This window comes from Candidatus Omnitrophota bacterium (assembly GCA_016209275.1).
Classification (GTDB): domain Bacteria; phylum Omnitrophota; class Gorgyraeia; order Aquiviventales; family Aquiviventaceae; genus JACQWM01.
The window spans coordinates 1-11,830 of record JACQWM010000040.1; the positions used below are offsets into that span (position 1 = coordinate 1).

Below are 11,830 nucleotides of genomic sequence, written 5' to 3' on the forward strand. Positions count from 1 at the left end.
AAGGCCAGCGGAGCCACCTCAATAATGCCGCGGTTGATGTATCGCTGGACCATATCGAATTCCATCATCTCATACAGCGCATCATAGAGAGGTCGAAGGTAGGGATTAATCTTTTCGGCAAGATCCCCTGGCAGAAACCCGAGTCGCTCCCCGGCTTCAACCGCTGGCCGCGTCAAAATGATTCGTGACACTTCACCTTTGGTCAGCGTTTCGACCGCCATCGCCACAGCCAAAAAGCTTTTCCCGGTACCGGCAGGGCCAATGGCAAAGACAATATCGTGCGCCCGCATGGCTTCGACATAGGATCTTTGGCCCGGGGTGCGCGGAATAATAAACCGGCGCTTGGAGGGCACATCGATCCGCTGCTGATACATCTGGTTCAACTGCATCAGATTCGGATCGGAGAGGGTACGCAGCGCGTAATCGAAGTCTTCTTTATGCAAGGGCGAGCCGCCGCGCACGATCACCAGGAGATCCTCGAAGAGCTTGGAGGCCTTGGCCACGGAAGATTCGGCTCCGGTCACCTTCACCTCTTCCCCGCGCCAGACCACCGAGACGCTCAGGGCCTGCTCGATGCGCCGCAAATGCTGGTCGTGCTTGCCGAAGAGGGTTTGGGCTTCTTGGGTATTGCGGAGCGTCAAACGATGTTCAGCCATTATTTCTTCAATGCCGTTCCTTCGTCGTTCTGCTGGGTCGTCTTGCCACGGGGAATCTTGAGCACCATGCCGGGACGGACCTGATCCGGGGTCTTGAGGATATCGCGGTTGGCATCATAGATGCGGCGCCAGCGCGTGGCTTTGCCGTACACCTCCGGCTTGGCCGCGATAGACCACAACGACTCGTTCTTCTTCACGGTGTAGGTGTCATAGGGGCCGGGCTCCACCGCGGCTGGAGCGGCGTCCTGTTCCGATAAATCGACTTCGGGCGGGGCCACCTCCTTCAGCACCTTGCCGCCGCCGGGCTTCGGTTGATACAGGCTGGGAATTTCCACGTCGGTCTGGACCATTTGCCGGCTCGTCTTCTGCTCCATCGGAGGAGGGGGTGTGCCGATCAGGTAGCCTCGATTGCCGCCTTCAAGGACGAGATCAACCCGCGGCACATCGGCCACGCGCGTCGCCGTCCGGCATCCTGCCATGAGCAATCCGACCGCGCTGATGAACAATGTTCGCTTGACCATGTCTGTTCGCTCCTCCTCTTATGATTTTTTGGGTACCAATACGGCGATGTGCAATTCTTTCAATTGTTGATCGTTCGCCGGCGAGGGCGCATTCGTCACCGGATCAACCGCCTTCGCCGTCTTGGGAAACGCAATGACGTCGCGAATCGACGGGGACTGCGTCATGAGCGCCACGAGCCGATCCAAGCCGAACGCAAAGCCGCCGTGCGGCGGGGCCCCGTAAGAAAACGCCTTGAGCAAAAATCCGAACCGCTCCTGCACTCGCTCATTGGATAATCCCATCACCTTAAACACCTGCTGCTGTATCGGCGTTTGATGGATACGAATGCTGCCGGAGCCCAGCTCCATCCCGTTGAGCACGAGATCATAGGCGCGCGCGCGCACCGCGCCAGGGTCGGTTTCGAGCCGCCCCGCATCCTCAGGATGCGGCGCGGTAAACGGATGGTGCTCCGCATCCCAGCGCTTGCCCTCAGCATCCCACCGGAAGAGCGGAAAATCCGTCACCCAGCAGAACGCCCAGGGCTGCTGCTCCGTGTGCAGGTCTGGCTTGTCCGTCTGGTGCTTGGCCATCGCCTCCTGATGAGTCATCCGAGGAAATGGGATGGGCAACTCGATGCTGAGTTCGGCCTTGAAGACGCGGCCGATGACCTGCTCAACGATCGTATACACGTCCTCTTCGTCGACGAACGACATCTCCAGGTCGAGCTGGGTAAACTCCGGCTGGCGGTCCGCGCGCAGATCCTCATCGCGGAAACAGCGCGCCACCTGAAAATACCGCTCCAGGCCGGAGACCATCAGCAGCTGCTTGAAGAGCTGCGGCGATTGCGGCAGCGCAAAAAAATGGCCGGGATTCACCCGCGACGGCACGAGATAGTCGCGAGCGCCTTCCGGGGTGGATTTCGTCAGAATCGGCGTTTCGATTTCCAGAAACCCCAACTCGTTCATGGTCTGGCGAACGTTGTGGATGATGCGATGGCGCGCGATCAATTTCTGCTGGCTGGCGGGCCGCCGCAAGTCGACATAGCGCCATTGCATGCGGACTTCTTCGGACGCTTCGATGTGGTCATCGATTTCAAAGGGGGGCACCGTGGCGGTATTGAGCACGATTATCGCCGTCGCTGCCACCTCCACCATCCCTGAGGGAAGTTTCGGGTTCTCCGTGCCTTTCGGCCGCGCGCGGACCGTGCCCGTGACCTGCAACACATACTCCGGGCCAAAACTCTTGGCCTCTTGATGCAACGCGGCGTTGGTGTTGGCATTGAGCACCACTTGAGCCAGACCTGAGCGGTCACGCAGATCAAAGAACGTGAGTCGGCCGTGGTCGCGCCGCCGGTGCAGCCAGCCGCACAGCGTCACGGTTTGGCCGACGAACGCTTCTTTCAGCTCTCCACAACCATGCGTTCTCAATGACATGAAGGCTTCAGCATGTTGGCGACTTCATCGACAAATGCCTCAAGACGTGCGGGGGTTTCTTTGCCCTGTTCCAGGTCTTTGATCGCAATCGTCTGCTGCTCCAGCTCCTTCGGCCCAAGGACCGCCACGAATCGGCACCGGGCTTTGTCCGCCTCGCGCAATTGGGCTTTGAGGCTCTTGCCGTCATAATCCATGAGCGCGGTCACCCCGCGAGCGCGCAGCTGCTGCACATATCGGAAGCCCTGGGCGATCAGCGTCGGCTGCGCGACCGCAAGGTAGATGCCGTGACGAGGCGGCACGGTTTCAGCGCTGGGTGCGGCGGACTCCATCGTGAGCAAGACGCGCTCAATGCCTGCGGCCCACCCCACGGCTCCAAGTGACGGCCCGCCGAGCTCTTCCACCAGATGGTCATACCGGCCGCCGGCGGCCACCGCATCCTGCGCGCCAAGGCCCTGAGCCCGGACTTCGAACACCGTGCGCGTGTAGTAGTCCAACCCGCGCGCAAAGACTTTGGTGTCATCGAACGGGATGCCGGCATCGCGCAGTCCCTGGCGAACCGCATCGAAATGTTTCTGGCAATCCTCGCACAGCAGAAACGGCGAGCCGGTGATCGGTTTCCAGACCAGATCATGGCAGGCGGGATTCTTGCAGTCCAGCACACGGAAGATATTCTTCTCAAAACGCGCTTGGCATTCTTTGCACAGTTTCGCCCTATGCGGAGCCAGGCGCTCCCGCAGCAGGGCTGCGGAGCGCTCCTGATCCTTGCGGCAGCCCATGCTGGAGAGCCACACGACAAAATCTGCAACACCGCACTCTCGCAAGATATGGCAGGCGAGCACGATGACCTCCACATCCACCCAGGGACTTGCAGACCCGATGGCTTCAACCCCATACTGATGAAACTGCCGGAACCGCCCGGCCTGCGGCCGCTCGGCACGGAACATCGGTCCGACATAAAAGAGCTTGGCGAACCCTTCGGTTTTATCAAGGTTCTGCTCAAGGTACGCGCGCACGACCGACGCGGTGCCCTCGGGACGCAGCACAATGTCATGGCCGCCTCGGTCCTCAAAGCGAAACATCTCTTTCTGCACGATGTCGCTGGTCTCCCCCACCGAACGCAGAAAGAGCCCGGCCTCTTCGATGAGGGGAGTGCGGATGTCGTGATAGCCGTAGCAGCGCGCGAGGCGCTTGGCCGCGTGCTCAACCACAGACCAGCGTTTCAGCTCGGCGGCGAGCACATCGCGTGTTCCGCGAAGGGCTTGGAATTGGCGGGTCACAGTTGCAGGGTCGTTTCGCAGAGAGGTTACTTGATGTCCTGGCGCATCAGCAGGCCAGGTTTAAACACGACAACCCGCTTTGGCGGCACAGGCACTTCTTGGCCGGTTTTCGGATTGCGCCCCCGGCGGGGCGCTCGCTGCCGCACCTTGAAGACGCCGAAGTTGCGCAGCTCAATGGTGTTGCCTTCTTTCAGGCTTTGCACCAAATGATCAAGCGTTCGCTGAACAACCCGCTTAACCTCCACCTGGGTAATGCCGGTCTCCTTGGAAACCAACAGCACTAAGTCCTTCTTAGTCAGCGTCATAGGATGAGTTAGGCTAACACAGCATCAGAAGGCTGTCAAGCTATTCGTCGAAGGTGCGGCTGGATTTGAAGGAAGGCTGAAAGGCCGCGGGCGGTTTTGGCGGCTGGCGGGTGATCACCACGGACTCATCACCCAGCAGCCGGCCAAGCTCATCGAGCAGCTCGGGTTTCGGCTCCACCTTATACTGGTCGGACAGGCGCAGGCGCATCAGGGGCTGCTCCGTTCCCTGCACCCGCAGGTAGGTGGGGACGGCGCCTGGGAATTTGGCCAGCAACTCCTTCAGCTGCCCTAATAACTCCTTCTCCCCGCGTTTGTTATTGAGAATGAGATCCAACGCCTGGGCCAGTTTGCCGACGCCCTGCTCCAGCGGCACAATTTGCTGGGCAATGAGCCTCGGCCGATCATCGCGAATCGCCACGCGGCCTTCGACAAAGACAACCGCGTTGGGCTTCAGTTGGGGCGCGAGTTGGATAAAGGTGTTGGGAAAGACCAGAACTTCAACGTCGCCTTGCAGGTCTTCGAGCACGCAGACGGCCATCTGCTCATTGGTTCTCTTGGTCGTGGTATGCTTGATTTTCGTCAGCATGCCGCCCACGGTCGCCGCAGCCCCTTCTTCTTTCTGGAGCAGCTGCTGGGACGTCGCGGTTCCAAACGCTTTGATGGTGCGCTCATAGCGCGCCAGCGGGTGTCCCGAGACGTAGAATCCCAGCAGCGCTTTCTCAAACGCCAGCTTTTGGCTCTCAGGCCAGTCGCGCAATCGGGCGGGGGATCCGGCAGCCCCTGGGCCAGCCGCAGGCGGCTCTGGAGCCAAGCTCTCGAAAAACGTCAGTTGGCCGCGCACCCGATCCCGCTGCGCGCTGGTCGCCTCCTCCATCGCTTGATCAAGGCTCGCCAGGAGGCCTGCGCGCGAGAGGCCCATGCTGTCGCAGGCCCCCGCCTTGATCAGGCTCTCGCACACTTTGCGATTGACCAGCCGCAGGTCCGCGTCGCGGCAGAGCTGCTGCATCGAGGAAAATCGTCCGACCGCTCGGCGGGCCGTCACGATCGACTCAATCGCGGAGAGACCGACATTTTTGATCACGCCAAGCCCGCAGCGGATGGCGCCGTCTTCCACGACGGTAAAGTTCGCGTCGCTTTCATTGACGTCCGGCGGCAGGATGGTCACCCCCATGCGCTTGGCCTCATCTAAATAGATGACGAGCTTATCCGTATTGCCCATTTCGCTGGTGAGCAGCGCCGTCATAAACTCGACGAGATAATGCGCCTTCAGGTAGGCGGTCCGAAACGAAATCATGGCATACGCCGCGCTATGTGATTTATTGAAGCCATAAGAAGCAAAATGTTCAATGAGTTCGAACATCTTCGTCGCCACGCGTTCACTGATATGATTTTTCTTACAGCCATCCATAAAGGTTTTGCGCTGCTTCTCCATGACCTCGGGGATCTTCTTGCCCATCGCGCGGCGCAACAGATCAGCTTGGGCCAGCGAAAACCCCGCAAGCTCATTCGCCACGCGCATCACTTGCTCCTGATAGACAATGATGCCGTACGTCGACTTCAGCACCGGCTCCAGGCGCGGATGCTCGTACTTGATGGGGATCTGCCCATGCTTGCGCCGCATGAAATCATCCAGCATGCCCGAGCCCATCGGCCCCGGGCGGAACAGCGCGATCACCGAGATGATGTCTTCAAACTCGGTGGGTTTGATTTTCCGTAAGAGATCGCGCATGCCGCCGCTTTCCAGCTGGAACACACCCATGGTCTCGGCGCGCGCGAGCAATTGGTAGGTCTTGGCGTCATCAAACGGCAGCGTGTCGATGTCGACGGCCACACCGTGCCGCTGCTGAATGAGCTGTTGGGTTTCGCTGATGACGGTCAGCGTGCGCAAGCCGAGCATGTCCATCTTGAGCAACCCGATATGCTCAAGCGACGTCATGTCAAAGCCGGTCGTGATCTGATCGTCGTTGCTCTTAAACAGGGGCGCGTACTCGGTGAGCGGCTTATCGGCGATGGTAATGCCGGCGGCATGCGTTGAGGCATGGCGCGTGAGGCCCTCGAGCACCATGCCGGTATCAACCAATTGGCGGATCTGCTCGTTCGTCCGATAGAGATTCGCCAGCTCCGGCACCTCGGCCAGCGCCTGCGAGAGTGTCATGTCGAGCTGATTCGGAATCAGTTTGGCCAGCCGATCCGCCTCGTTATACGAGAACTTCATGACGCGCGCCACATCCCGGACCACCGCCTTGGCCTGCATGGTCCCGAAGGTGATGATTTGGGCGACGTTCGTCTTGCCATATTTCTGAATCACATAGTCGATCACTTCCCCACGGCGCTCATAGCAGAAGTCGATGTCGATGTCCGGCTGGGTCACGCGCTGGGGATTCAGGAATCGCTCAAACAGTAAATCGTATTTCAGTGGATCGATGTCGGTGATGCCGAGGCAATAACTCACGATGCTGCCGGCCGCCGAGCCGCGCCCGGGCCCCACCGGGATGCCGCGCGATTTGGCGAAGCGGACGAAGTCCCAGACGATTAAAAAGTAGCTGTTGTAGTTGGCCTGATGGATGACCGACAGCTCGTATTCCAGGCGATCGGTCATCGTCTTGGTCGGCGCGCCATACCGACGAGACAAGCCCTCGGTGCACAATTCGCGCAGATACTGCGGCTGCGTCTTGCCCGCCGGCGGCTCGTAGTACGGCAGATGGAGTTTGCCCAGGGCGAGTTCCAGATTGCAGCGCTCGGCGATTTCCAACGTGGTCTTGACCGCCTCCGGGGCCTCCGGAAACAGCGCGCGCATCTGGTCGGCGGATTTGAGATAAAACTCCGGCTGCTCATAGCGCAGCCGGTGGGGATCATCGATCGTGGTTTGCGTCTGGATGGCCATGAGCGCGTCATGTGCCTGGGCATGTCCCTGCTCGATGTAGTGCACATCATTGGTGGCGACGCACTTCAGCCCCGCGTCCGCAGCCAGCCGCTGCAACAGCGGGCGGACTTTATGCTCCAGCGGAAGGTTGTGGTTGTGGAGTTCGATATACACATTGTCCTTCCCCATGATGTGGATGAAGTCATCCAGTTCCCTCCGCGCTAAGTCATACTGATCTTGCGTCAAATACACATTGAGCACCCCTTTGAGGCAGCTCGTCAGGATGATGAGGCCGTCTTTGTGTTTGGCGAGCGTCTCTTTATCGAAGCGGGGCTTATAGTAGAAGCCTTCGAGGTAGCCGATCGTGACGAGCCGCATGAGGTTGGCGTAGCCGACCTCGTCTTTGGCGAGGAGCACGATGTGGGCGTTGCTCTCGCGGATCCCCATGCCTGATTTGTCGAAGCGACTCTTGGGGGCGATGTAGCCTTCCACGCCGATGATGGGCTTGATCCCCTCTTTCTGGCACGTCTCGTAGAATTCGACGGCCCCGAAGAGGTTGCCGTGGTCGGTCATGGCGATCGCGGGAAACTTCAACTCGACCGCCTTCTTGATCAGCGGCCCAACCCGGCACGCGCCATCCAGGAGGGAGTAGTTCGTGTGGAGATGCAGGTGGGCGAATTCGCTGTGGAGCATGACCTTGCTAGTCTACGACTTCTACGTCTTGGTAGCAAACTCGTTGATGCGGTAAATCAATTGCATGAGGCGGCCGAATTGCTGGCGGTTGAAATTGAACACCAGGCGCGGCAGCAGCGCGAGCTCCGGTTCATCGGCTTCTCCGGGAAGGACCGACCCCTGCACGATGGCGCCGGAGGCGAGCAGATCGCCAAATTCACGGGTCAGTTGAGCGGGGGCTTGGGTTGGCAGCGGATGCTGCAAGCGCAACACCAATTTGTCCCCCACATACCGCATCGAGTGATAGATGCTGTAAAAGCGCAGAATTTTTCGGGCCGCCTCCTCCGGCGAAGACGCCATTTCGTAGATCGCGCGATCGCTCTCTGAAATCATCTTTTCATGGATGAGCTGCCGATCAAAAAATTTCAGCAGCGGTTTCCAAAACGTCTTCTTCGGCGGGTCGACAAACACGATCGGGCGCGGATCAGATTTTCCTGTCTGCACCAGGGTGAGGGATTCGAATCCTTCGTCGAGCGTTCCGAAGCCGCCGGGAAACAAGGCCGTGGCATGGGATTCCTTGATGAACAGCAGCTTTCGCGTGAAAAAGTACTTGCAGTTAATCAGCTTCGAGTCTGTGGCGATGACCGGGTTGGCCTCCTGCTCAAACGGCAGGCGGATGTTCAAGCCGAAACTCGCGGAGCGGCCCGCGCCCTCATGGCCGGCCTTCATGATGCCGCTGGCGGCTCCGGTAATCACCATCCAGCCGGCCTTGACCATCAGCCGCCCGAACTCTTTCGCCATGCCGTAGGCCGGATGCTGGCGGCCAACCCTGGCGGAGCCGAAGAGGGCGACTTTCCGCAGATGCCGATACGGCTGAAAGATCTTGAAGGCGTACCGCAGCTCCTTGAGCGCCGCGTTGATGATTTTCAAATCGCCTGTCGAGGCGCGATCCGCCCCAAGACGGTACACCGACACCATCAGCTCCGTCAACAGGCGCCGATCTAACTCGTCTGGCACTTGCTTGACGAGACTGGCGATTTGCGCATCGATGGCTGCGTTATGCGTGGTGTAGATGCGTGTCGAGGGTCGAAGCGCCATCGTTACCTCCGCTGTCTGCTCCTTACTTCCATAGGTGTAATAGTATGCCCACTCCTGCGACCAGAGGCAATGCCACAATGCTCAACCACACGACGGTGCGCCGACCGATGTTCATCCACTTTCACAGGTCGCCTCCCACCCCTCTTTCACCATCAGCGGCACCATGGCTAGGGCGGCCGCCGGATCGGCCCACCACCACCCCCAGAAGGCGTTCAGGCTCAATCCCAAGAGCAGCGTGAACGACAGATAGGTGCAGATCAAGGTCTCGATGGCATCAGCCGCTAATGCCCGACTGCCAAGTCGCTTGGCGAGCACTCGCTGGCGCGCCGCGGCGAGCGGCATCATGACCAACGACAGACACGAGAGGATGATCCCAACGAGGCTGACCTCAGGCGGCTGGTGTTGTGCGAGTGTGCTTCCAGCCTGATACAGGACATAGGCCGCAAGCAGGAAGAACGTCACCCCGACGATTCTCAGCGCTTGCTTTTCCTTGGCCGTTTCCTCATCCGGGGAACCCCGATGAGACAGGCGCCACACCAGCATGCCAGCTGCCAAGACTTCAATGACACTATCGATCCCAAATCCGACGAGCGCAATGCTCCCAGCGGCGATGCCCGCCGTGATGGCGATGAGCCCCTCCAAGACGTTGTAGCCCACCAAGAACCATTGGATGAATAGCGCCTGCTTGAGCAGCTCACTGCGTCCAGCGCCCTGTGAACTTTCAGGTTCCCGGTTCATACGAGACCCCCCTCAGAGCTTGATGTTGCGTAAGCGCAGGGCGTTGCTGATCACGGACACGGAGCTGAACGTCATGGCTGCACCCGCCAGCATGGGGCTCAGGAGCACACCGCAGAATGGATAGAGCGCCCCAGCGGCCACCGGCACACCCAGGGCGTTATAGATGAAGGCGAAGAATAAATTCTGCCGGATGTTGCGCATGGTCGCCCGACTCAAGCGTCTCGCTCTGGCAAGGCCACGCAGATCGCCCTTCACCAGCGTGATGTCCGCGCTTTCCATCGCGACATCGGTGCCTGTGCCCATGGCGATACCGACGTTCGCCTGCGCGAGGGCCGGCGCGTCGTTGACCCCATCGCCGGCCATGGCGACGATGCGGCCCTCGGCTTGCAGTCGCTTGATCAACGCGCCTTTCTGCTCCGGGAGCATGTCCGCGTGCACGTGCTTCAGGCCCAGTTGCCGAGCAACCGCCTCCGCCGTGGTGCGACCGTCTCCGGTCACCATCACCACCTGCACGCCGGCTCGGCGGAGAATCTCCAAAGCTTCAGGGGTTGAGGATTTGATCCGATCGCCGATCCCCAAAAAACCCGCCAGTTTCCGATCCACGGCCACGAAGACCACCGTATGTCCCTCGTTGCGCACGGCCTCGGCACGATCCGCGAGCGCCTCGACGGCGATTCCACGGTCCTCCATGAGTTTCTGGCCGCCGACAACAATGGCACGTCCGTCGATGGTTCCGCTCACCCCTTTGCCTGTGAGCGATTGAAACGCTTGAGGCTGCGCCAACGTCAACTCCCGGGCCTTAGCACCCTCCACAATCGCCGCGGCCAGCGGATGCTCACTGCCACGCTCAAGGCCGGCCGCCGCTCGGAGGAGGTCTGATTCGCTCCAGCCGGGTGCCGGCACCACAGTGAGCACTCGCGGTTTGCCCTCGGTGAGCGTGCCGGTCTTATCGACGATCACCGTATCCACACGTCCCATGACTTCCACGGCCTCCGCGTTCTTGATCAGGACTCCTACCTGCGCACCGCGACCCACCCCCACCATGATGGACATCGGCGTGGCCAGCCCCAACGCGCAAGGACAGGCAATGATCAGCACCGCGATGGCGCTGATCAACGCATGGGCGAGCCGCGGCTGCGGTCCCACCAGATTCCAGACGAGAAAGGTGCTGAGGGCGATGACGACCACGGCGGGGACGAACCAGGCCGAAACCACATCAGCAATCCGCTGGATGGGCGCTCGGCTGCGCTGGGCTTCGCTGACGAGTCGCACGATTTGCCCCAACAAGGTTGCCTGGCCCACCCGTTTGGCTTCCATCACAACGCCGCCGGTGCCGTTGACGGTTCCTCCGGTCAGCCAGCCACCAAGACGTTTCTCGACGGGCATAGGTTCACCGGTGATCATCGACTCATCGACGGAGCTTGTGCCTTCGATGACCATCCCATCAGCGGGAACGTGCTCACCGGGCCGCACGCGGAGCCGATCTCCAACCTGAACCTGCGTTAGTGGCACATCCACTTCACGCCCGTCAGTCTCTAGGCGTCGAGCGGTCTTCGGCGCAAGATTCAGCAAGACCTTGATGGCCTCGCTGGTGCGGCTCCTGGCTCGAAGCTCCAACACCTGCCCTAAGAGTACGAGCGTGGTGATGACGGCGGCTGCCTCGAAGTAGACCGGCACGGTCCCGTGCGGTCCGACCACGGAGGCTGGAAACAGGCCCGGCGCGAAAACGGCCAACACGCTATAGCCGTAGGCGGTGCCCGTGCCAATCGCAATCAGCGCGAACATATTCAGGCGTCGTCGGACGATGGACTGCCAGCCTCGTTGAAAGAACGGCCCACCGCCCCACAGCACCACCGGCGTGCTGAGTAAGAGTTGCAGCCACAGGCTGAGGCGGACGGAGATCACGTGTCCCAGCGGATTGCCGGGGATCATCTCCGACATGGCCAGCGCCAAGACTGGAATGGCGAGGACGAGGCTCAGCCGAAATCGGCGAGTCATGTCACGCAGCTCAGGGTGTGTCGGCTCCTCGGCGATTGGCTCGAGCGGCTCCAGCGCCATCCCACAGATCGGACATGCGCCGGGTCCGGGCTGACGAATCTCAGGATGCATCGGACACGTGTAGACGGCGTGGGCGGCTGGCTGAGCGGCAGCCGGCATCTGTTGCCGTCGCTGCCGTCGCTCAAATTCGGCGGCGCAACGCTCGCTGCAAAACCATCGGCCATGACGCTCAATCGTGCCGGTCATCCCGCAGATGGGATCTCGAATGGCAAGCGGGGGAACGGTCATC

At 60.5% G+C, this 11,830-nt stretch carries 9 protein-coding genes; all 9 read right to left on the reverse strand.

Annotated features, from left to right (window positions below; translation table 11 throughout):
* The coding region (locus HY737_05535; protein ID MBI4597845.1) for a PhoH family protein at positions 1-656 on the reverse strand (656 nt) is incomplete at its 3' end.
* The gene (locus HY737_05540) at positions 656-1,177 is read right to left on the reverse strand and encodes a LysM peptidoglycan-binding domain-containing protein (GenBank protein MBI4597846.1); all 522 of its coding nucleotides are present in this window, start codon (positions 1,175-1,177) and stop codon (positions 656-658) included. The genes HY737_05540 and HY737_05535, both read right to left, overlap by 1 nt.
* Before the next feature lie 18 nt (positions 1,178-1,195).
* Complete coding sequence (aspS, locus tag HY737_05545; GenBank protein ID MBI4597847.1) at positions 1,196-2,590, reverse strand: aspartate--tRNA ligase; 1,395 nt, start codon at positions 2,588-2,590, stop codon at positions 1,196-1,198.
* Positions 2,581-3,867: a histidine--tRNA ligase gene (locus HY737_05550; protein MBI4597848.1), complete on the reverse strand. Its 1,287-nt coding sequence runs from the start codon at positions 3,865-3,867 to the stop codon at positions 2,581-2,583. Before HY737_05550 ends, aspS begins: the two co-directional genes overlap by 10 nt.
* 26 nt (positions 3,868-3,893) lie before the next feature.
* Positions 3,894-4,172, reverse strand: a complete 279-nt coding sequence (locus HY737_05555) for an integration host factor subunit beta (protein ID MBI4597849.1) — start codon at positions 4,170-4,172, stop codon at positions 3,894-3,896.
* 40 nt (positions 4,173-4,212) lie between these two features.
* The gene (locus tag HY737_05560) at positions 4,213-7,728 is read right to left on the reverse strand and encodes a DNA polymerase III subunit alpha (protein ID MBI4597850.1); all 3,516 of its coding nucleotides are present in this window, start codon (positions 7,726-7,728) and stop codon (positions 4,213-4,215) included.
* A gap of 21 nt (positions 7,729-7,749) precedes the next feature.
* Positions 7,750-8,805 (reverse strand): TIGR00730 family Rossman fold protein, encoded by a 1,056-nt coding sequence (locus tag HY737_05565; GenBank protein ID MBI4597851.1) that lies wholly within the window; start codon positions 8,803-8,805, stop codon positions 7,750-7,752.
* A gap of 111 nt (positions 8,806-8,916) precedes the next feature.
* On the reverse strand, positions 8,917-9,543 hold the full coding sequence (locus tag HY737_05570) for a cation transporter (GenBank protein MBI4597852.1): 627 nt from the start codon (positions 9,541-9,543) through the stop codon (positions 8,917-8,919).
* A gap of 12 nt (positions 9,544-9,555) precedes the next feature.
* Positions 9,556-11,829: a heavy metal translocating P-type ATPase gene (locus HY737_05575; protein MBI4597853.1), complete on the reverse strand. Its 2,274-nt coding sequence runs from the start codon at positions 11,827-11,829 to the stop codon at positions 9,556-9,558.
* Position 11,830: the final 1 nt, after the last annotated feature.